This window comes from Prevotella falsenii DSM 22864 = JCM 15124 (genome assembly GCF_000613945.1).
Classification (GTDB): domain Bacteria; phylum Bacteroidota; class Bacteroidia; order Bacteroidales; family Bacteroidaceae; genus Prevotella; species Prevotella falsenii.
Genome location: NZ_BAJY01000001.1, coordinates 100,359 through 120,693 on the forward strand (window position 1 = coordinate 100,359; position 20,335 = coordinate 120,693).

At 46.4% G+C, this 20,335-nt stretch carries 19 protein-coding genes and 1 pseudogene; 7 read left to right on the plus strand and 13 right to left on the minus strand.

The window, feature by feature from the left end; translation table 11 throughout:
* Nucleotides 1-3: 3 nt before the first annotated feature.
* The 11 genes and pseudogenes from JCM15124_RS00450 to JCM15124_RS00495 form a co-directional block, all read right to left on the minus strand.
* Nucleotides 4-708 carry a LytR/AlgR family response regulator transcription factor gene (locus JCM15124_RS00450; protein WP_024997847.1) on the minus strand — a complete coding sequence of 235 codons (705 nt, stop codon included), beginning with the start codon at nucleotides 706-708 and terminating at the stop codon, nucleotides 4-6.
* A gap of 9 nt (nucleotides 709-717) precedes the next feature.
* On the minus strand, nucleotides 718-1,782 hold the full coding sequence (locus tag JCM15124_RS00455) for a sensor histidine kinase (RefSeq protein WP_024997848.1): 1,065 nt from the start codon (nucleotides 1,780-1,782) through the stop codon (nucleotides 718-720).
* A 458-nt stretch (nucleotides 1,783-2,240) separates the two neighbouring features.
* Nucleotides 2,241-3,221, minus strand: a complete 981-nt coding sequence (locus JCM15124_RS00460; protein ID WP_024997849.1) for an aldo/keto reductase — start codon at nucleotides 3,219-3,221, stop codon at nucleotides 2,241-2,243.
* Between the two features lie 13 nt (nucleotides 3,222-3,234).
* Nucleotides 3,235-3,570: a nuclear transport factor 2 family protein gene (locus JCM15124_RS12625; RefSeq protein WP_232220020.1), complete on the minus strand. Its 336-nt coding sequence runs from the start codon at nucleotides 3,568-3,570 to the stop codon at nucleotides 3,235-3,237.
* 206 nt (nucleotides 3,571-3,776) lie between these two features.
* Nucleotides 3,777-4,612: pseudogene (locus JCM15124_RS12630) on the minus strand (SDR family oxidoreductase).
* A gap of 20 nt (nucleotides 4,613-4,632) precedes the next feature.
* A complete protein-coding gene (locus tag JCM15124_RS12635; RefSeq protein ID WP_024997850.1) occupies nucleotides 4,633-5,247 on the minus strand; it encodes a flavin reductase family protein in 615 nt (204 codons plus the stop codon).
* A gap of 18 nt (nucleotides 5,248-5,265) precedes the next feature.
* Nucleotides 5,266-5,499 carry an alpha/beta hydrolase family protein gene (locus JCM15124_RS16260; protein WP_232220021.1) on the minus strand — a complete coding sequence of 78 codons (234 nt, stop codon included), beginning with the start codon at nucleotides 5,497-5,499 and terminating at the stop codon, nucleotides 5,266-5,268.
* On the minus strand, nucleotides 5,472-6,338 hold the full coding sequence (locus JCM15124_RS12640; RefSeq protein ID WP_232220022.1) for an alpha/beta hydrolase: 867 nt from the start codon (nucleotides 6,336-6,338) through the stop codon (nucleotides 5,472-5,474). Before JCM15124_RS12640 ends, JCM15124_RS16260 begins: the two co-directional genes overlap by 28 nt.
* 22 nt (nucleotides 6,339-6,360) lie before the next feature.
* Nucleotides 6,361-7,209, minus strand: coding sequence for an aldo/keto reductase (locus JCM15124_RS00485; protein ID WP_024997851.1), 849 nt, complete (start codon nucleotides 7,207-7,209; stop codon nucleotides 6,361-6,363).
* Between the two features lie 91 nt (nucleotides 7,210-7,300).
* Nucleotides 7,301-7,633, minus strand: a complete 333-nt coding sequence (locus JCM15124_RS00490) for a DMT family transporter (protein ID WP_024997852.1) — start codon at nucleotides 7,631-7,633, stop codon at nucleotides 7,301-7,303.
* Nucleotides 7,634-7,901: 268 nt separating this feature from the next.
* Nucleotides 7,902-8,480 (minus strand): flavodoxin, encoded by a 579-nt coding sequence (locus JCM15124_RS00495; RefSeq protein WP_232220023.1) that lies wholly within the window; start codon nucleotides 8,478-8,480, stop codon nucleotides 7,902-7,904.
* Between the two features lie 314 nt (nucleotides 8,481-8,794).
* Between JCM15124_RS00495 and JCM15124_RS12645 the strand changes: the two genes are divergently transcribed.
* Nucleotides 8,795-11,089, plus strand: a complete 2,295-nt coding sequence (locus tag JCM15124_RS12645) for a leucine-rich repeat protein (RefSeq protein ID WP_232220024.1) — start codon at nucleotides 8,795-8,797, stop codon at nucleotides 11,087-11,089.
* Entirely contained in the window at nucleotides 11,086-11,379 is a 294-nt protein-coding gene (locus tag JCM15124_RS16265) for a hypothetical protein (protein WP_232220025.1), read from the plus strand. Before JCM15124_RS12645 ends, JCM15124_RS16265 begins: the two co-directional genes overlap by 4 nt.
* Nucleotides 11,380-11,496: 117 nt before the next feature.
* Here JCM15124_RS16265 and JCM15124_RS00505 read toward each other — a convergent pair whose 3' ends face one another.
* The gene (locus JCM15124_RS00505; RefSeq protein WP_024997854.1) at nucleotides 11,497-12,864 is read right to left on the minus strand and encodes a patatin-like phospholipase family protein; all 1,368 of its coding nucleotides are present in this window, start codon (nucleotides 12,862-12,864) and stop codon (nucleotides 11,497-11,499) included.
* 426 nt (nucleotides 12,865-13,290) lie between these two features.
* The gene (locus JCM15124_RS00510) at nucleotides 13,291-14,541 is read right to left on the minus strand and encodes a M16 family metallopeptidase (protein ID WP_024997855.1); all 1,251 of its coding nucleotides are present in this window, start codon (nucleotides 14,539-14,541) and stop codon (nucleotides 13,291-13,293) included.
* Between the two features lie 82 nt (nucleotides 14,542-14,623).
* Between JCM15124_RS00510 and JCM15124_RS00515 the strand changes: the two genes are divergently transcribed.
* The 5 genes from JCM15124_RS00515 to JCM15124_RS15630 all read left to right on the plus strand — a co-directional run bounded on the left by JCM15124_RS00515 (nucleotide 14,624) and on the right by JCM15124_RS15630 (nucleotide 20,065).
* Nucleotides 14,624-15,820 carry an FprA family A-type flavoprotein gene (locus JCM15124_RS00515; protein ID WP_024997856.1) on the plus strand — a complete coding sequence of 399 codons (1,197 nt, stop codon included), beginning with the start codon at nucleotides 14,624-14,626 and terminating at the stop codon, nucleotides 15,818-15,820.
* Between the two features lie 3 nt (nucleotides 15,821-15,823).
* Entirely contained in the window at nucleotides 15,824-16,954 is a 1,131-nt protein-coding gene (locus JCM15124_RS00520) for an acyltransferase family protein (RefSeq protein ID WP_024997857.1), read from the plus strand.
* Between the two features lie 559 nt (nucleotides 16,955-17,513).
* On the plus strand, nucleotides 17,514-17,882 hold the full coding sequence (locus JCM15124_RS00525; protein ID WP_024997858.1) for a BlaI/MecI/CopY family transcriptional regulator: 369 nt from the start codon (nucleotides 17,514-17,516) through the stop codon (nucleotides 17,880-17,882).
* Nucleotides 17,883-17,963: 81 nt separating this feature from the next.
* Nucleotides 17,964-19,412, plus strand: coding sequence for a M56 family metallopeptidase (locus JCM15124_RS00530; protein ID WP_024997859.1), 1,449 nt, complete (start codon nucleotides 17,964-17,966; stop codon nucleotides 19,410-19,412).
* 464 nt (nucleotides 19,413-19,876) lie between these two features.
* Complete coding sequence (locus JCM15124_RS15630) at nucleotides 19,877-20,065, plus strand: hypothetical protein (protein WP_156930575.1); 189 nt, start codon at nucleotides 19,877-19,879, stop codon at nucleotides 20,063-20,065.
* Nucleotides 20,066-20,335 lie beyond the last annotated feature (270 nt).

Consider the following 20,335-nt stretch of genomic DNA (forward strand, 5'->3'; position numbering starts at 1 on the left):
AACCTACCGTTTCCGCTCTTCCAGATATTCCTTGAAGGGCGCAAGAAAAGCATCGGTAACGTGTATAATCTCGTTGCCTATGTAAATGCAATCGTTCCTATCTACCTTTCTTATTTTATCCAAAGCCACGATGTACGAGCGGTTTACACGCATAAAGCTGTTGGTTGGCAACAACTCTTCTACCGTCTTCATTGTCATGTGCGTAACCAATCGGCGGTCGGAAAGGTGGAAAACAACATAATCTTTCATACCTTCCACATATATAATATTGCTTATCGGCACTTGCTGCAATTCGCCGTCTACCTTCAGAAACACCGTTGTGTGCCGGTTGCTGACAGGCTGCGACGCCATATCGAACCACTTCTTCGCCTTTTCGGCAGCAGCAAGAAACTTGTTATAACGTATCGGTTTCAGCAGAAAGTCGAGCGCATTCACTTCGTAACTGTCGAAAGCATATTCCTTGAATGCCGTTGTAAAGATGATGCGGGTATGGGGCGGCACCATACGCGAAAGCTCCATACCGTCCATATCGGGCATTTGAATATCGAGAAACAGCACGTCGGCACTGTCGTCCCTTATGCTTTGCAAGGCGGCAACCGAGTCGGTGAACGATGCTTTGAGCGACAAAAACGGTGTGCGCTCTACAAATTTCTCTAATAAGCGTATAGCCAACGGTTCGTCATCGACGATGATACAAGACAAATTCATATATCGTTTTTACTTCTTTACATTTATTTTTATACGCAACTTGTAGATGCCCTGCTCTACCGTTTGGTGCATTTCGTAACGTTTGGCATACATCAGTTCCAAGCGTTTGCGCATGTTTTCTATGCCAATGCCGCTGCCACTGCGGTCGCAACCGTCTTTCGGATAGTTGCTGTTCCGGCACGAGAACACCAAAAAACCGTTCTCTTCGATAAGCGAAATGTCGATAAACGACGGCTTCCCACTACTCACGCCATGTTTGAAAGCGTTCTCGATGGGCGACAAGAACAGCATGGGCGGAATGGTTCGCACCGTATCGGGGGCGTCGAAATGCGTTGTTATCTTCACATTTTTGTCGCAACGCAGTGCCATAAGGGCGATATAGTTTTCCATAAAGGCAATTTCTCCACACAGCGGAACTTCCTTTTGCTGCGTTTCGTATAGCGCATAGCGCAACAAATCGGAGAGTTGCCCGATGGCATCTTGCGCTTCGTTGGCATCAATCTGCGTCAAAGACGAAATGTTGTTGAGCGTATTGAAAAGGAAATGCGGGTTCAGCTGGTTCTTCAGCCACGCCAATTCGGCTTCGGCATTGCGTTGTTTTTCCTCTAAAAGTTGCTTCCGAAGGTCGCTTTGCCGTATGAAATAGCGCACGGAAATGGCAGCAATCGCCACGACATAGTTGAGCACCAACCAAATAATGGAGAACTGATAGTAGTGCAAATGCGTCGCCGTCCCAATGCCGGCTCTATCGTTAGGGAAGAATATGGCATGGTTCAGCAGGAATATTAAAAGAAATTCTACCACCCAAAACAGGTATCGGCGCAACTTGCTTTTGGATTCATACAAGTACGGAACAAGCACATAGAAGTTTGCCATAAACACCATGAGGAGCAGAAAGAACATAACTGAATTGGTTCGCGCCGTAGCCGCTGCCACCAATGGGTCGTGCTCGGTGAAGTAAACCACTACACACCACGTTACAGAAGTCATCAGGTAGATACCTATCTGTGCAAGAAATATCGCTACGCTGCGCTTCTTTAACCACGCTTTCATTATTTCCATTATCTTCTTCATTGCTGCAAAGGTATTGCTAATGCGTACAAAGATAGTTCTATTCTACCATATCTACAAATTATTTTCGACGAGTAATCCCCCTTGTTTCGACGAAAATGGGAATGAACGAGTAATATAATAGCAAACATAAGGCGGAAGAGCCTGTTTAAAGGCAATTCCGCAAGGAACTCTATGAGATTTAAGATTTACCGGACAGCAATATTACCAAGCGTTGGTAATACGATTACCATAGGTCTGTAATCGGATTACCATCAATCTGTAATCGATTACCACCGATTGGTAATCCGATTATATGATGTGAGTAATCCGGCTGTTTGATGTAAGTAAGCCGATTATCTGATGTAAATAGTTCTTGAACCGATTGGGGTTTAAGATTTCCTGCCCATTTGGTTTTAAACGTCAGCAGCAGGGCAACCATGTCAGTGTATGTTTCGCTTTCATTGTTTCGTATCTTTACTTTATCTGTCTATATTCTTTTGCGCCTCGGCAGAATAGCGGTTACCTTGCAAGACAATGCGGTCGAGTTCGCGGTTTATCTCTTGCATCTCTTCTTGGGTGTAGCTAACTTCAGCCGCGGCGATATTGTCGGTCAGGTGTTTTGCACTGCGACTGCCCGGTATGGGCACGATAAAAGGTCGCCGGGCAATGAGCCACGACAGAGCCACTTGTGCCGGCGTAACCTGTTTGCGCCGGGCAATGCGCTCCACCAAGCGGACGATTACCATGTTGGCAGCGATGTTTTCTTGCGAGAAGCGGGGCACGGTGGAACGGAAATCGTTTGCGCCAAACTTCACGTCTTTTGTGATTGAACCCGTGAGGAAGCCCTTGCCCAGCGGACTGAACGGCACCAGACCGATGCCCAGACTTTCGAGTGTGGGCAACAATTGTTGCTCGGGTTCGCGCCAAAACATGGAATATTCGCTCTGTATGGCGGTAAGTGGCAGCACGGCATGGGCACGGCGAATATTGTCTACGCCTGCTTCTGACATGCCCCAATGCAGCACCTTGCCCTCTTTCACCAGCTGTGCCACGGTTTCTGCCACCTCCTCGATGGGCGTGTTCTTGTCTACGCGGTGTTGATAATACAGGTCGATGTGGTCGGTACGCAGTCGGCGCAACGAGCCTTCGACGCTTTGGCGGATGGTGGCAGGACTGCTGTCAAGCGTTTGCTTGAAGTCTTTTAGCTGTATGCCAAACTTCGTTGCAATCTTCACCTCGTTACGAATGGGCTGCAGAGCCTCGCCCACAAGTTCCTCGTTTATATACGGACCGTAGCATTCGGCGGTGTCGAAGAAATCAACGCCCCGGTCGTGCGCCTGCCTTATCAGCGCAATCATCTCGCCCTTGTCGCTTGCCGGGCCGTAGCCGTGGCTCATTCCCATACAGCCAAGGCCGATGGCCGACACTTGCAGACTGCTTCCTAATGTTCTTTTCTCCATCATCATTGTTTTTTTATTTCATATCGTCTACTATGGTAAACATAAAGTCAGACTCGCGTTTCTTAATCAACCAGCGTCCATTCTGCTTCACATAGGTGTCGTGATAGCGCACGCCGCTTTGGTTGCGCTTGCCATTGCCAATAAGCGTTACGTGGCAATAGGAGATACCTGTGGCCTTGTCGCCATCTATTTCTACGGTTTGTTGTCCGTTTAAATGATAAACCACATCGAAGCCGGCAAGAAATGCGGCAAAGGCCTTGCCTATCTCTTCGCGCCCTTTGCAGACAAACACCTGCCCGCCACTTTTGCTTATCACTTCGGCATCCTCGGTAAAGAGCAACACTTGCATCTACATCCTTCACGTCGGCAAGGTTAGAAAACGTGTCTACGAGTTTCTTCAATGCCAATTGGTCTTCTATTGTTTGTGCGTTCATAACTGTTATGCTTAATAATGTGAATAAAACGAGTGCAATCCTTTTCATGTTTGTTAGGTGTTTTATTGTTAAACATCGCCCGAACAAAAGGCGCGGGGCAACCATAAGCCAAGCCGCATGCTTAATGTGTGGCTTTTAGATATTGCAAATTGCCATACCAATAGCCGGCTGTTGTGCCGCCATCAATAAGAATGTCGGTGCCGCTGATAAACCGCCCGCGGCTCGACATAAGAAACTCCGCCAAGTCGCCCACTTCGTCGGGCGTGCCGGCGCGCCCTGCCGGACTCGCTGCTATCATCTCGCGATAGCCCTTTCCGCGCGGTCCGTTCAACTCGTCGTTGGCCAATGGCGTGATGATGATGCCGGGCGAAATAGAATTGATGGTTGCCCCTCGCTTGCCCCAGCGGTCGGCTTCGCCGGCCACGCGAAGCACATTACAGCGTTTGCTATACTGATATGCCTTCAACGTGTTGTCGATTTGCTTAACGAAGTCAAGCTCCAAGAGAGCCTCCGGGGCTGATGTTGCCAAGGCTTCGTTTTGCTCTTGCGGCAGTGCGGGCAGGCGATGTCCGCTTTGCGAAGATATGGTAACACCCGAACCGCCCTCGGCGATAACCTTTCCGAATGCCTCTAAGAGCATACTTGTGCCCACCATGTCTACCCGAAGGATTTCGTCTACCGAGGCTTGCGATGGCGAAACGCCTGCCGCATTGATGACATGCTTCACTTCTCCCCACTTCTGCGACTCGGCAACAACGGCCAATATGTCGGCCTTACTACCCAAATCGGCACGCATGGCAGTACACGCAAAGCCGGCATTCGCCAGCGTCTGCGCCACTCTTCGGGCGTTATCCTCGTTGTAATCTGCCAACACCACGTGCTTCCCCGCAGCCACACGGCGCACAATGCTTGCCCAATGCTTCCTGCGCCAAATAAAACTACCACTTCTTTCTTCATTGCTTCTGTCGTATTTGTTATTAGTGTTTATTCTTCCATGCCTTGGTTATGCGTCCCACATACTCATAATGTATGCCGTCGCGAAAGGCTTTATAAAACCCTTTCACCAGCGGGTCTTTAATGTTTTCGGCCTTAAACTGCGCGCTGTACATCACGCGGCACTCAATCACCATGTCGGCTTCGGCATAATAAGGCGTGCCCTTGTCGGTGTATTTTACGTGCAGCCCCAAGGCTTTGGCCTTGTCACCATCGCGTCCGCTGTGGCGACCCATGTACTCGAGCACGTCGTCGTTCTTGAATGTCATCACCGTGAAATAATCGTTGTTGTCCATAAAGGGGCGCGTGTGGCGTTTGTCGGCCACGTAAACCGTGAGCGAGGGGTTGAACCAATGCACACCAAGACTTATCCAACCGATGGTCATGGCGTTGCTGCCGTCTTTGTTGCCTGCGCAAAGCAGTAGCGGATTGTCGAACAATCCCGCCGTTGTTTTCAGCAAGCTGTCGCGAATGTCAATCTCGACTGCGCCCTCGGGGATACGTCCGCCATCTTGCGGACTCCTTAAATTCTGCGCAACGGCGTTGTTGCCTAATGCCAACAAGAGCAAAAGCAACAGGAAAAAACGAAATGCTTTCATACCGGTTCTCCTTTATCGTTACTTCAGTTTCGCCTTAAAAAAGGCGTATGCCTTTGCTGCAATGGCGTTCACATACTCCTTGACATAATAGGTTTTGATGTGGGTTGCGCCCGGAACGATAAACAACTCCTTGTCTACCGTGCCCGTTGCTTTGGCGAAAGCCTCTTCCGACATATAGCGGCTGTCGGCTTTTTCACCCGCCATCACTAGCAAGGGTTGGTCTATCAGGTCGCATGGTCGGTGGCGTCCCATGCCATCGTGTCCATGAGCGAGCTTTTAAGATAAGTGCCGGGCGCGTTGGGCGTTTTGTGGGTAACGGCATAATAGAAGTAACCTTCGCGATAAAGGTCAATGGGTAGCTTGCGCGCCTCGTCGGGCGACATATTGGCAAAGCCTGCCACTTCGGGTTCTGCGCCCGCTGCCTCTTTCTGTCTGGCTTGCGAAGCCTCAGCTTGCCGTTGGCCGATGGTTGCCCGTTGCGTGCGCATATAGCCGTTCCGGCGAACGTCGCCCGTGTTGAACAAACTCAACGTGGCAACAGCCTTGATGCGTTTGTCGGCTTGAGCCGCAGCAAAGGTGTAGCCACCGCCACCGCAGATGCCCAATGCACCGATGCGTTCGCGGTCTACGCCGGGATAGTTCTGAATGAAATCCACCGCCCCATAGATGTCGCCCATACGATAGGCAGGCTTATCCGTGCGGCGCGGTTGTCCGCCACTCTCGCCTTGGAAGCGGGCATCGAAAGCGATAGCAACGAAGCCGGCCTCCGCTAATCGCTGGGCATAAAGCCCCGCCACTTGGTCTTTGCTGCCCCCGTTTGGGTGAGCCACCACCACAGCCGCATACTTGCCGGTAGGCGTATAGCCTGCCGGAGTGTACACATTGGCTACAACGTCGATGCCATCTACCTTATAATTCACACGTTGGAAGTTCACTTTTCCGCGTTCGTTCTTTTCTATTGCGCCCTCGTAAACCAAGCCCAGACGGTTGGGCGTGAGTGTAGGACCTTCGTCGCCGTAGGCTTGCGCCTTAATGTTTGTTGTTGCCATAACAGCCAAAATTAGTGTTGCAATTGCTTTAAATGTTCTCATTCTCTTTACGGTTTTAATACATTTACCTCGGCACGAAACCCATAAACATCTTAGTTATCTCGGGATCATGATGGCTGGGCATGATAAGTGGCCGGGCTGTATCCAGCTTCAATATCTCTGCCATCTCGTCGTTGGTTAGTTCAAAGTCGAAAAGCTGCAGGTTCTGTTCCATACGTTCTTTGCGCACCGACTTCGGAATGACAATCACTCCGCGCTGCAACAAATAGCGCAGAGCCACCTGCGGTCCTGTCTTGCCGTGCTTTGCACCGATGGCTGCCAGCGTTTCGTTCGTGAAAAAGCCGTTTTTACCTTCCGCCAAAGGTCCCCACGACATGTGGCGCACGCCCAGTTCGTCCATATATTTGCGCGCTTCCACTTGCTGGAAGAACACGTGCGTTTCCACTTGGTTCACTGCCGGCACCACGTCCATAAAGTGGCACAAGTCGATGAGATGGTCGGGATAGAAGTTGCTCACGCCTATGGCTCGCACTTTTCCTGCCTCAAGGGCACGCTCTAATGCGCGGTAGGCGTTGTAGCGGTCGCCGAATGGCTGGTGCAACAGCATCAGATCGATGTAGTCTGTGCCTAATTTGCGCAAACTTTCGTCGATGCTTTGCATGGGTGCGTCGCCCTCGTAGTTGCTCATCCATATTTTGTCTACCACGAAAACCTCTTCTCTTGGCACACCGCTTTGGCGTATGGCGCGCCCCACACCCTCTTCGTTCCGGTAGGCTTGTGCCGTGTCAATCATGCGATAGCCTACGCTCAGCGCATCAGCCACGCAACGTTCCGCCTCGTCGGGCGATACTTGGAACACACCGTAGCCTAACTGTGGCATCTCCACTCCGTTATTCAATTTAATTGTTTGCATATTCTTATGTTTTATATTGTTGTTGTATATTCGTTGTTCTCGGGTGTAAAGCTTACGTCTTATCGTCTGTGCCTCATTGCCTGCGCAGTGCCTAATGCACGCTCATTTTAGAAAACAGGTTGATAACCACCACACCGGCCACTATCAGCAAGAGGCCCACGATAGCGGGAATGTCGGGCGTTTGCTTAAAGAAGAACACACCAACGAGCGTAATGAGCACGATGCCCAAACCTGCCCAGATGGCGTATGCAATGCCAACGGGTATCTCGCGCAGTGCGAAACTAAGTGCGTAGAACGACAGACCGTAACCGGCAAGCGACAAGAGAGTGGGGAGCAACCGTGTAAACTGTTCCGACTTGTTAAGCATCGAAGTGGCGAACGTTTCGAAAACGATGGCTGCAAAAAGGAATAAAAAATTTTTCATCTTTTTCTTTTCTATATTTAATATGAAACTAATGCCTTGTTTATCTGCCTTTAGCGTAGACAACTGCCTGCACCAAGGGCAACGCATAATATAGGCTTACAATCTTATCTCTATGTATCCAATCTAAATGACTTACATTGCAAAGATACACATTTATTTCGAAAAGGCAATGGTTTTCAAATTCTTATTCCGGCTGTAATCTTCTACGTTCCGCCAAATCATTATAGACAAACGGACAGCGTCTTTATCAATGCTACCTCGTGCAGGCTTACTGTATTGACTTGTCTACCCATTCATTCAATTCCTTGTCGTTCCATCGGTTCACACGCACGGCAGGTTTCCATGTTACGTTGTAATTAATAGACTTGTGCAAATGCTTGTCGGTTTCACCCGGTCCGCTGCTTGCCGACGTGAAGAACGGAATGATGGTTTTGCCTTTAAAGTCGTTGGTTTCGAAAAAAGTATTGATAATGTTCGGAGCGATGTACCACCAAATAGGGAAGCCTACGAACACTACATCGTATGTTTTCAGGTTATCAACTTTCTTTGCGATAGCCGGACGGCTGTCGGGGTTGGTCTTCATCTCGCGGTTCACGCGTGAATTGTCATCTCTCCAGTCCACGTCTGCATCGGTGTAAGGCTGTGCTGCCTGAATTTCAAAGAGGTCTGCATGAGCCTGTTTGGCTATTTTCTCTGCATAGCCTTTTGTTGTACCCGAATAAGAAAAATAAGCCACTAATACTTTCTTTTGCATGTTTTTATCCTCCCTGTTAATGTTTTGTTTTGCATTGCTTTTGCAACCTACCATCAGAAGTAAAGCTGCCATTGCTGTGATAATTCTGTTCATATACTTTTTGTTTTTATTATTTTGATGTAATGTTGATTGATACGGCAAAGATACGCTGTTTGTTTCTGATGTATTTTACACAAAAGTCGGCTGTTGAGAACAATTTTTCAGAAAACGAAAAAGTCGGCAACTTTTCCTCTCAATTGTTTTGTCGGTAGCCAATTAATTACATTATATATTGTAGGAATATATTGTAGGAGGGTTCTTTAAATGTACAAGAAAAAAGTAAAAAAGTTTGCAAATTAACGAAATAAACGCTATTTTTGCGACACACTAAGACGCTTAAATCATTTATTCACTAATATTATTATGTTATGAAACAAAAACTATTTACCATTAGAAACTTTAAGGGTTTCATCGCATTAGTATGTATGTTGCTATCGACATCGGTAGCTTTTGCACAGAAGACGGTGCACGTAGAAGAGGCAGGAACATTGAAAGACAAGCTGTCGGACGAGGAAATGCTTTCTCTTACGGAGCTTACGCTGACAGGAAATCTAAATGGCACGGATATTTTGTTTATTCGTGCAATGGGTGGAAGCACCATTGCGGGCGGAATAACCGATGGAAAATTGCAGGTGCTCGACCTTTCGGGGGCGAACATTGTGGCAGGCGGCGACGCTTATTACTATGTTGATGAGGATTTGGAATATGGCACAAAGGATAACACGCTCTCGGTGAATATGTTTTGCAGGTGCGGGCAGTTGCGTAAGATAACAATGCCCAATAGTGTTACATCGGTTGAGAAGAACGCTTTCTTGCTATGCGACAATCTTACGGATATTATTGCAAAGCCCGAAAACAAGAACTTTAAGACGGCAGACGGAGTGCTATTCGACAAGGATATGACTACGTTGCTGAAGTGTCCCGACGGCAAGACGGGCACGTACAATATTCCCGAAGGTACGCTGAAACTGTCGGACGAGGCTTTTTCCAATACCGAAAAGCTGGAAAAACTTGTTATTCCTGCATCGCTGAACAATATTGGCAGCAACAGCGCAGTGCCTTTCTATATCTGCAATGCTATGAAATCGTTTGAGGTTCATAAAGATAATAAGACTTTTGCGTCCGTAGACGGTGTGCTTTTCGATAAGAAAATAGAAACGCTTTTAAAGTATCCGAAAGGCAGAAGTGGCGAGTATGTCGTGCCCGAAACGGTGAAGAAGATAGGCAAATATTCGTTCTACGAGGCTACCGAGCTTGCGAAGGTAACCTTGCCGAAGTCGCTCAGCGAGATAGAAAGTTCGGCATTTGCCCACATCAAGAAGCTAACCACCCTTACTTTGCCCGAGAATCTTGAGCAAATTGGCTTCGGTGTGTTCATGAATTGTACGGGACTGACCGAAATTCATGCGCTTGCTGCCGTGCCTCCTTACTGCGGTACGATGGCTTTTTATAATGTAGACTTCGACCATTGCAAGCTGTTTGTTCCCCATGGCAAGGCAAACGACTACCGAATGACCACGCCTTGGTCGTCGTTCAAGCATATTGAAGAAGCCGCAGAGAAGGCTTATGTAACCTTTACGACAGGCAAAGATGTCGGCAGCGAGGTTATTTTCCGCATTGTTGGCGAAGATATGACGTTCGACGGAATTAAGTTCTTGAAGACGGAAGAAATACTGGGCGAGAAGTTTGACTACTATCAGGTTACGAAGAAAGATGTCAGAATAGAAGGTAATATTGCGGAAATGAGCGTCGATAACTTTGAAGTGGAAGCTCTCGACGTAAGCCATTGCCCTATGTTGAAGGTGCTAAGCTGTAAGAATGGCAAGTTGGCGAAGTTGGATTTGTCTAATAACAAAGAACTCGACAGCTTGAATTGCAGCTACTGCGGACTGACGGAATTGGACCTTACGCAGTGTGGAAAGCTGACATTCGTGGATTGCGACGAAAACAAAATAACGAAACTCGATGTCAGCAAGAACCTGCTTTTAAGTTATCTGTCGGCTAACAAGAACCAAATTGGCAGTATCGACGTGAGTGCGCAGAAATATCTTGAGACGCTTTCGCTGAACGGTGCAGGTATCGCGACGCTTGATATAAGGAACAATCCATATTTGCAGAATATGTATGTGAACGAGAATAAACTCGCCGAGCTTGACCTTACGAAGAATACCAACATACAGGAATTGCAGTTGGCAAAGAACAACTTCACGTCGTTCTCGCTCAATTCGTCTACGCTGAAGAAACTTTATATCAACGACAACAAGTTGAAATCGATGACGCTCGACCTTCCTGAGTTGGAATTGCTCTGTGCTTACAACAACGAGATGGCAGAACTTGACTTGTCGAAACTGAAGAACGTGAACACGCTTTCGCTTCATCACAACCTGCTGAGCGATGTAAATCTGAAGCCACTCGAAGAGTTGGAGTATATCTGGATAGACAACAACAAGCTGAAATCGTTGGATTTGTCGCAAAACCAAATGATTTTAACCGTAGTATGCTATTCCAATGAGCTTGCTGCCAACGCCTGCAAATCGCTTATGGAGGGACTTCCACAGCGCAACGAAAGCGACATAGCCGAAATAATCATCGTCGATACGAAGGGAACAGAGGGCAATGTCTGCACAAAATCGGCTGTGGCGATTGCAAAGGCAAAGCAGTGAACGTGATAGACTATGTTGGTGGCACGGAAGGTTATCCGGGTTTGCCTTACGAGGGCGTTGATGACCCGACGGGCGTGCAAGGCATCAGTGCTGACGGCAAGCAAGAAATGTTTACTATTACCAGCGGAAAGATACTGTTCAACGGCAATTGCGGACGGGTTGTGCTCTACAATGCGCAAGGTGCAGCGGTTCGTTCGCTCGACAATCCTGCAGTGATAGACCTCGCCGATATGCCGCACGGTGTCTACGTCGTAAACTTCAATGGAACTTCAACGAAGTTCGTTCATTAATATAAAGGTCTACTATTGTTTTTTGACGGCGGAACAAAGTAATATGGTTCCGCCATTGACAGAAACCGAAACGCCCCTTGCAACCGATAAGACTTGCAAGGGGCGTTCACTTAAAGTTTAACTTCTTGTTATCAGCATCGGCAGATACAGACGGATTTGAGTTTCCGTCAGCCAAGAAGAATGTTCTGCCAAGCTCTCTATTTCTTCAGAAGAAAGCGCAATCAGGTTAGTACCCACGCTTCTTGCCAATTGTTCTGTCTCTTGGCGAGGTATTTTCTTTTCCAATTCAGACCAATTGATTGCCTTCTTTACTTTTTCGATAATGACTTCTTTTGCTGCTTCTTTTTCCGAACCTTTCAGCTTGGCAATGTCTTCTTCCGTTATATCGTGAGCCTGCCATACATCGGGGTGAATATTTCCATCTTTCAGGTTCTTTACGAAACCTTGAATAAGTCGTGCGCTGCATTCCCATTCCAACGGAACATACGCAAAATGTTCTTTGCCTACATACGTTTCGTACAGATTGTCTATTCGTTGCATTTTCTTTATTCGTTCCAGCAGCAGGAATATTGTGGTGATGGTAAGCTTGAATATGTTTGTTGTTCCCGAAGCCGATATAGCACTGTTACCAGCATCGCTCACAATGATGAAGTCGGCATGAAACCTGCTTTTATCTTGGCTGAGCTTATGGGAACCTTGGTTGTCGTAGACTCCTCCGTCTATCAGTTTGGGAGCTTCGGGCTTATTGGGGCAGTTGTCGTATTCATCTGTCAGGTATTTCCTGTCGATGGTAATCGGCGTAAATCCGTAGGGAACACACGACGATGCCATGACTGCGCTTGCTATGGGGAAGTGCTCCGGATTGAATATCGACTTTCCTTCAACGCGGTAGGCATATTCGCCCATTGCCGTTTTCGAGAAATAGAAAGGCACTTGTGTGGCGATGTTTGTGGAGTTGATGCACAACGACGGACTGTCGGGCAGGTCGGCAAGCGTCTTTTTCTTGAAGAAAACCTTGTTGTATAAGCGTGAAATGAGCTTACTTGTGGGCAGCGTAACAAACGAGTATTTCAGGAAAAGAACGAGCAAGACGAAAAAGGTGATGACACCGCCCAGTGCCAAGCAGATGCCCGAGAGCGTGGGGCGGTCCGGGAAAAAGACTCTTGCAAGGTAGGCTGTCAGATGCCCTGTTGCCACAGACGCAGCCAACATCAGCAAGATGGCTGTGAAAAGGTACAGATAAGACGACCACAGAACGCCTTTCGAGAGGTTCTTCACAAATCCCTTTTCAAAATCGTCGTAGTTGTCTTTATTCAGCGCATAATATGCTGCCGTTATCGAACCACCCGACACGGAAGATATTACATCTAATTTGTCTAACACGCCGAGACGATGAAGCGCACGCAACGTACCGATGTGATACGCCGCCGCTCTGTAGCCTCCTCCGGAGAGGGCAAGCCCTATTTTCTTTCCAAAGATACTCATTACAAAAAAATATTAGTGAATTTCAAGTTACAGTTTAGGTTGATATTACCTATTTGCAGATATGCAATATCCGTTCCATAATGGAATAAACAAGAAAAAAAGGAGTGATTAATGCCGAAATATTACCGATATGCGACACATTGTCATACTTCGTTTCGCACTGCCGTTCCATAGTTTTTACCTATTCCTATTATTGCTTTTTAGAGGAACATCAGAACCTTTTAGGAAAAACGTCCGTACTTTTCGCTCAAAAAGTACGGACGTTTTACCGAAAAAGTACTATCGTTTTTCAAAGAAAGTATATAGGTTTTGCAATTCGCTTACTATCAGCGAGTTGCAAAAGAGGCAATTTTTAGGTAAAAACATGGCTGCGCCGGGCACTTTTTGGAGTGAGAAATGCCCGGTTTTGAAGCGATGAAATTGTCGTTATTTGTAGATAAGTGTGGTAAGTTTTTCCTTTGAAAACAAATCTTTTGCTACGTTCTGAATGTCAGCCGCCGTAACTTTGTCTATCTGTGCATAAAGGTTTGTAATGTCTTTCTGCCAACCGTAGTGCAGAAAGCTTTTTCCGAAGTCGAGGGCGAAACTTTCCCGGCTGTCGCAGGCTATGCCTATTTGTCCCTTAATCTGACGCTTCGCCGTGTCGAGTTCTTCGTCGGAAAGCGGGCGTTGCACCATGTTTTCAAGCTCTTCGTGCACCAACGCTATGCAGCGGGCAGTGTCTTGCGGGTCGCAACCGAAGTAGGTGCTCCACATACCTGTGGCACTGAACGATGCAAAGGTGCTTTCTACTGTGTAAACCAAGCCGTTCCGCTCGCGCAGCGATAGGTTCAAACGGGCACTCATGCCGGGTCCGCCCAGAATATTGTTGAGCAGGTAGAGGGCTATGCGTCGGCTGTCGTGAACCGAATAGCCGCGCGTACCAATCATTACGTGGGCTTGATGCGTCTTTTTATGCACCACAATATTCGATGCCCGGTACGTTTCCGCACCATTCACGACGGTTGCCGTAGCGTCTTCGGTATAGTCGAGCCGCAGAGGTTCGGCGGGAACAATGTCGCCCGTGTGCTGCTGCAAAAGCGCAACCACTTGGCTGAAATCTACATCGCCATAGACAAAGAAAACCGAATTGTCGGGACGGTAGTACCTGTTTGTAAACCGCTTTGCATCTTCCGAAGTAAACTGCCGCACCGTTTTGGCAGTTCCGAGAATGCTGTGCCCTAAGGGAAGATTTTTGAAAAGCAGGTTCTCGAACTCATCGTAGATAAGTTCGGCAGGACTGTCGTTGTACGATTCTATCTCGTCGCATATCACTTCCACCTCTTTTTCAATCTCCTTCTGCGGATAAACGCTGCGGAAGACAATGTCGGAAAGCAGGTCTGCCGCCAGCGGAAAATGCTCGCTGAGAATGGCAGAGTGGTAAACCGTAGATGTCTTCGTGGTGTAGGCATTCAAGTCGCCGCCCACATTTTCGAGGCAGCGGATAATGTCCAAGCTGTCCCGACGCCCTGTTCCCTTGAACGTTGCATGCTCGCAGAAGTGGGCAATACCCTCCTCGGTTGCCGTTTCGCTTGCTGCTCCCGCATTGATTTCATAACCGCAATAAACCACGGGCGAGGTGGAAGGCAGATGAATAATGCGTAAACCGTTCTCTAACCTTGTTGTGTTATATTTCATTATGGCTGCAAAATTAGTGATTTTCTTTTTGAAATGTGCCCGATTTGTGCTACATTTGCAAAACAAAAACTCAACAAACAATATGATAAAAATAACAAACAAGCTCTACTATGTAGGCGTAAACGACCGCAACAAGCAGCTTTTCGAAGGCTTGTGGCCATTGCCTGACGGAGTAAGCTACAACTCTTACCTCATCGACGACGAGAAAGTTGTACTGATGGACACAGTAGAAGTAGACTTCTTCGTGCAATTCATTGAAAACATACGAGAAGTAATTGGCGACAGAAAGATAGACTATCTTGTTATCCATCACATGGAACCCGACCATTCGGGCGGATTGGCACTATTGAAGCAGTATTATCCCGATATTAAAGTAATTGGAAATAAGAAGACATTCGACCTTATGTCGGGCTTTTACGGCATAAAGGAAAACACCATAGAAGTGAAGAATGGCGAAGTAATGGAGTTCGGAAACCACTCGCTTCAGTTCTTCATGACGCCTATGGTGCACTGGCCCGAAACGATGATGACGCTGTATAAAGGCGAAGAGTCGGCACTTTTCTCCGGCGACGGCTTCGGTTGCTTCGGCGCATTGAACGGCGGAATCAGCGACAGAGACATCAATCCGGAACCTTATTGGCTCGAAATGGTGCGCTACTACTCTAATATCGTCGGAAAATACGGCACACCCGTGCAGAACGCATTGAAGAAACTCGCCGGCGTTAAGTTCGATTACATCTGCTCTACACACGGTCCTGTATGGCACGACAATGTGGAAAAGGTGGTTGCCCTATATGATAAGATGTCGAAATACGAAACCGAACCGGGTCTTGTCATCTGTTACGGCACGATGTACGGCAACACCGAACGAGTAGCCGAGCAGATTGCGCGTGCCGCTTCGGCTGAAGGCGTGAAGAACATCGTGATGTACAACATATCGAAAACGCCACACAGCTATATACTTCGCGACATTTTCCGCTACAAAGGACTTATCGTGGGCGCGCCAACCTATAACAACGGCTTGTATCACGAAATGGAAGTGCTGCTCTCCGAAATAGCCAACCACGACATAAAGAACCACTATATCGGCTGGTTCGGGTCTTACGGCTGGGCAAGCAGAGCCGTTACAGCCATCGGAGAATGGAACGAAACACGCGGACACTTCGAGAAAGTGGGCGAGCCTGTAGAGATGCGACAAGCCTTGAACGAAGAGGTGAAAGCCGAATGTTGGCGATTAGGTCGCGAAATGGCAGCAAAATTGTTGGCTGACGAGGCTTAAACGATGCGCGTAAGTATGAACACTGCCGACATTCAGTCGCAAGTTATCAACTTCTTGCGACTACCTTTGGTAGTGTTGGTGCTCTTTGTTCACTCTGATTTTCGTGGCGTCAGTGCCGATTGGAACGTATTTTGGACAACCGATTTAACAGGAATAGGTCCGCAACTTCCAACTATCGGTGCTGTCATAGACTTTATATCGGGTTCGTTGGCACTGCTGGCGAACCCCTTTTTCTTTTTCATCAGTGGCGCATTGTTCTTTCGCGAGGGCACATTCTCTAAAGAATTGTATCTGCAAAAGCTGTCGAGACGTGTGTTTTCATTACTTTTACCCTATGTTCTTTGGATTTTCACGTTCTTGTTCCTACTGTCTATTGGGGAAGAACTTTTTCCGAACCGGACTGCCATTGTAGATAAACCCATCGTGAACTTTGCTTTTTCCGACTGGCTGCTCTGTTTTTGGGATATTAGCAGAATTGGTTCACAAGGCGGAATAGCCGCCCCTTTGGTGGTTCCGTTTTGGTTTCTCCGCGACTTAATGGTGCTTTGCATTTTTACACCTATTATATATAGGGTGCTACGTTGGTTTGCCGGCATGCGAAAAGAGGTGCCCATATTGCTGTTCGTTGCCTTGCTTTATGCTTCACGTTGGATAGACGACATGCCCGGACTTAGCTTTCAAGGGCTGTTGTTCTTCTCTTTTGGTGCATTCTTCAGCATTAAACGAGTGAAGTTTGTCGATGTTATGCGTCCGTTGAAGTGGGGCGGACTGCTTTTTGCCGTGTTTTCGTGGCAAATAGACAGTGCAAACTTAATGTATGCAGGCTTGATTGTCTTCACGGTTTCGATGGTAACACGGTTTTTAGAACGTCGAAAGCAACAAGGTAAAGTTCGTCTTCCACTGCCAACTACCTTAACCGATGCCGCTTTCTTTGTATTTGCTTACCATACCATTGTGCAGGGTGGCATACTTTTTTTGCTCAAGTGTGGCGTAATAATCCCGCACAATGCGCTTGAAGCCTTCACCATTTATCTGTTTAGTCCGCTCGTAATGCTCACTATCGGTGTGGCTTTGCATCGGTTGCTTAGTAAAATCGCCCCGCGAATACTGTCAGTTTATTGTGGTGGCAGATAGGAACGACAGACCAAATTCCTCTTTGTCGAAGGTGCAACAACTTTTCCGAGTAGGCTATCTTGCAGACTTTTTTAGCAAACATCTAATGAAACGGTGAGAGCTTTTTATTGTTTAATTTTGTAAAGATAATTCCGTTAAAAAGTGATATAATCGCTTTGGCGTTGCGAAACCGTAGGTTTTGCGTTGTAAAACCTACGGTTTTACCGTGCAAAACCTACGGTTTTGGAATGCAAAACAATAGGTTTTGTAATACACTGACAAAGAGATAGTTACACAGTCTCTACGGTTATGAAAAATATTTACGTTTTTATCGCTTTATTTTCGCCTATTTAATAAGGTGCGCAGAGGCTGTAACACGAGAGAGCAAAAAGTTCTTTTTACTCGGAAAGATGGAACTATATGGTTGCCTGCTTAGCTGTTCTATCTGTACTAATTATTCGTATCAAACTGTTAAACAGCAGAAAATATCAATCGATTAACATTTATTAGCGTGATAAATTTGCATCTACTACGAATTAATCGTAAGTTTGCAGCAGAAACATTTAAACCAAATTCGAATATGGAAAAGCTAACAAAGCAAGAAGAAGAAGTTATGTTGCATATATGGCGTCTTGGCAACTGCACTACAAAAGACGTACTGCAGCAAATGGAAGAACCAAAACCACCCTACACAACGGTGGCTTCTGTGATGAACAATCTGAAGCGCAAAGGGTATGTAACGGCGAAACAGCATCGCACGGTTTACCATTTTACGCCGAAGATAGCGCAAACCGAATATAAATCAGACTTCATGAGCAGCTTCGTAGGCAACTATTTCAAGAACTCGTTCCGCGAGATGGTGTCGTTCTTTGCGAAAGAAGACAAGATTTCGCCGGATGATTTGAAAGACATTATCAGCGAGATAGAAAAAGGAAAAGATACCGAATAAAAGGCAAAAACCATAAAGGCAACTTTCCGAACCTATCTGAAAGTATATATTCAACAACATTCAACTTAACACGTAACGGATATGACGATGTACCTATTTAAACTAAACATTGCACTCATCGTACTCTTCGGCTTTTACAAGCTGATGTTTTCGGGCGATACATTCTTCTCGTGGCGCAGAGCAACGCTTATCGGAATGTATTTTGTTGCGATGTTGGTGCCGGGGCTGAACTGCTCTTATTGGATAAACAAGAGCGTCGGAATGGTGTCGATGGCAAACGAATATGCTGCCATTGTGCTGCCTGCCATAACCATAACACCGGGTAACGGAGGTGCAATGAACTGGGAAAGCACGGCGATGGTTATATATAATATGGTGGTTTGCCTGTTGTTGCTGCGCTTTTTGTGGCAGCTGGTTTCCATCGTAAGGCTGAAAAACAAATGCAAAACAGCAGAGATAAACGGCACAAAGGTGTATTTATTGGAAAGCAACGAGGGACCGTTCTCGTTCTTCAACTGGATTTTTATTAATCCGACGAAGCATAAGAAACAGGAAATCGACGAAATAATGACACACGAATTGGCACATTGCAGGCAGCGACATTCCGTAGACATTCTCTTTACAGAACTGTTTGCCATTGCCTTTTGGGCAAATCCGTTTGTGTGGTTGCTGAAGCGTGAAGTGCGATTGAACCTTGAATTTCTTGCCGACAACAATGTCTTGGCAAGTGGAACGGACAGCAAGGAATACCAATACCATTTGCTTGGATTGGCATATAGAAAGAATGTAGCTACTATATCAAATAATTTTAATGTTTTACCTCTTAAAAAGCGTATCAAAATGATGAACAAAAAACGAACAAAGAGAATAGCAAAAGCAAAGTATGCACTTTACATTCCGTTGGCAGCAGCACTGCTTATTGTGAGCAACATCGAAACGGTTGCACGCGACATAGCAAAAGTTGCGAAGGCTATACCGATGGTAAAGGCGAGTGTTGAACAAGGAAAGAAGGCGGCTTTGCCATCTGACAACAAGCCGGCAGCAGTGGCAGAAAACCAAAAGAGCGTGCAGCCTGTTGAGCAAGTTGAAAGCACCGACGGCAAGATGGAAGCATTGGCAGAGAACAACAGCGAAGCAACAGTTCCTGAAGCAGTAGGAAATCAGACTGAAGAAGCGGTTGAAGAACTGTTAGAGCAAGCACCCAAGAAAGCTCCGAAGAAAGTGTATAACAGCACTGATGTTATGCCTACTTTCAATGGAAACATGCATAAATATTTGGCAGAAAACCTGCGCTATCCGACAGAAGCTGTTAAGAACAATGAGCAAGGAACTGTTGTTGTGAAGTTTATTGTATCGGCAGAAGGTGAAGTCGTAGAGCCTGCGATTGCGCGTTCCGTTTCTCCGGCACTCGATAAAGAAGCACTTCGTGTGATTTCTGCAATGCCCAAATGGACTCCGGGTAAGATGAAAGGAAAGCCGGTTGCCGTGTATTTCCAGTTGCCGGTTTCTTTTAAGTTAAATGGAAAATAAGCCGTGAATTGGCAAAAAATTAGTTCCCGTGGGGCTTTCAAGTGAATATAGCCTCACGGAAATAAGTATAAGAGCATATAAAACAAGCGAAAAGATACTTAAAGAAAGAGTTGATTATTATTTAATGCGCTTATAATCAAGAAAAAGTGAAGTGTTTTCGTCCGCAAATTCCTACACCAAACTCGCATTATTCATAAACGAAAAGAAGATAATAAAGGTATAAATATTTTTCACAAGCATAAGTATCGCTTAACTCTTTATCCACCGGTGTATTACAAAACCTATTGTTGTGCGTTCCAAAAGCGGCGGTTTTGCATCGCAAAACAGCCGCTTTCGCAATGTCAAAACGCAATTATCACTTTTTAACGGAATTATCTTTATAAGATTAAACGGAAAATCTCTCACGGCTTCATTAGCGGACCTGCTTAAACCCCAATCGCTCATTGGGACGCCTTTGCTTAGATGTGTTATTACCGTCATGCTTCCTTACCGGTTTCGTCCGCTTGCCGGCATCTGCACAGCCATTACATCTCGACGTAGCCCGCTACGCCTTCGATGAAATGCCGGCACAGTTGCTCAACAATCGAACAAAACCGGTAAAGGACACTGATGACCGATTGGAGTTAAAAACATCTGCAAGATTACCTTTTTAGTCTGTTTGCCTTATGCCGAACTCACATTATCCGAAACTTTACATACTTGATGTTATTAAATGCCACAATAGGCGTTTTGCCGTTAAAAATCAACATTTTAGCACCATTCTGTAAGTATAAAAGCAGAATAGCATACATATCGTGAGCATGCGCTCAAGGGCGAAACGTTTTTTATTTTGTTTTTTTATCGCTAAATATTTTGCCAATTCAATAATTATATAGACCTTTACACCAGAAATCTAACCATAAATAAAACAAGGAAATAATTCT

Bases quoted from the DNA above. Each gene is read 5' to 3' on its own strand.
- JCM15124_RS00450 (WP_024997847.1), bottom strand. From the start codon at position 708: ATGAATTTGTCTTGTATCATCGTCGATGACGAACCGTTGGCTATACGC.
- JCM15124_RS00455 (WP_024997848.1), bottom strand. From the start codon at position 1,782: ATGAAGAAGATAATGGAAATAATGAAAGCGTGGTTAAAGAAGCGCAGC.
- JCM15124_RS00460 (WP_024997849.1), bottom strand. From the start codon at position 3,221: ATGGAGAAAAGAACATTAGGAAGCAGTCTGCAAGTGTCGGCCATCGGC.
- JCM15124_RS12625 (WP_232220020.1), bottom strand. From the start codon at position 3,570: ATGCAAGTGTTGCTCTTTACCGAGGATGCCGAAGTGATAAGCAAAAGT.
- JCM15124_RS12635 (WP_024997850.1), bottom strand. From the start codon at position 5,247: ATGAAAGCATTTCGTTTTTTCCTGTTGCTTTTGCTCTTGTTGGCATTA.
- JCM15124_RS16260 (WP_232220021.1), bottom strand. From the start codon at position 5,499: ATGGGACGCCACCGACCATGCGACCTGATAGACCAACCCTTGCTAGTG.
- JCM15124_RS12640 (WP_232220022.1), bottom strand. From the start codon at position 6,338: ATGAGAACATTTAAAGCAATTGCAACACTAATTTTGGCTGTTATGGCA.
- JCM15124_RS00485 (WP_024997851.1), bottom strand. From the start codon at position 7,209: ATGCAAACAATTAAATTGAATAACGGAGTGGAGATGCCACAGTTAGGC.
- JCM15124_RS00490 (WP_024997852.1), bottom strand. From the start codon at position 7,633: ATGAAAAATTTTTTATTCCTTTTTGCAGCCATCGTTTTCGAAACGTTC.
- JCM15124_RS00495 (WP_232220023.1), bottom strand. From the start codon at position 8,480: ATGAACAGAATTATCACAGCAATGGCAGCTTTACTTCTGATGGTAGGT.
- JCM15124_RS12645 (WP_232220024.1), top strand. From the start codon at position 8,795: ATGAAACAAAAACTATTTACCATTAGAAACTTTAAGGGTTTCATCGCA.
- JCM15124_RS00505 (WP_024997854.1), bottom strand. From the start codon at position 12,864: ATGAGTATCTTTGGAAAGAAAATAGGGCTTGCCCTCTCCGGAGGAGGC.
- JCM15124_RS00510 (WP_024997855.1), bottom strand. From the start codon at position 14,541: ATGAAATATAACACAACAAGGTTAGAGAACGGTTTACGCATTATTCAT.
- JCM15124_RS00515 (WP_024997856.1), top strand. From the start codon at position 14,624: ATGATAAAAATAACAAACAAGCTCTACTATGTAGGCGTAAACGACCGC.
- JCM15124_RS00520 (WP_024997857.1), top strand. From the start codon at position 15,824: ATGCGCGTAAGTATGAACACTGCCGACATTCAGTCGCAAGTTATCAAC.
- JCM15124_RS00525 (WP_024997858.1), top strand. From the start codon at position 17,514: ATGGAAAAGCTAACAAAGCAAGAAGAAGAAGTTATGTTGCATATATGG.
- JCM15124_RS00530 (WP_024997859.1), top strand. From the start codon at position 17,964: ATGACGATGTACCTATTTAAACTAAACATTGCACTCATCGTACTCTTC.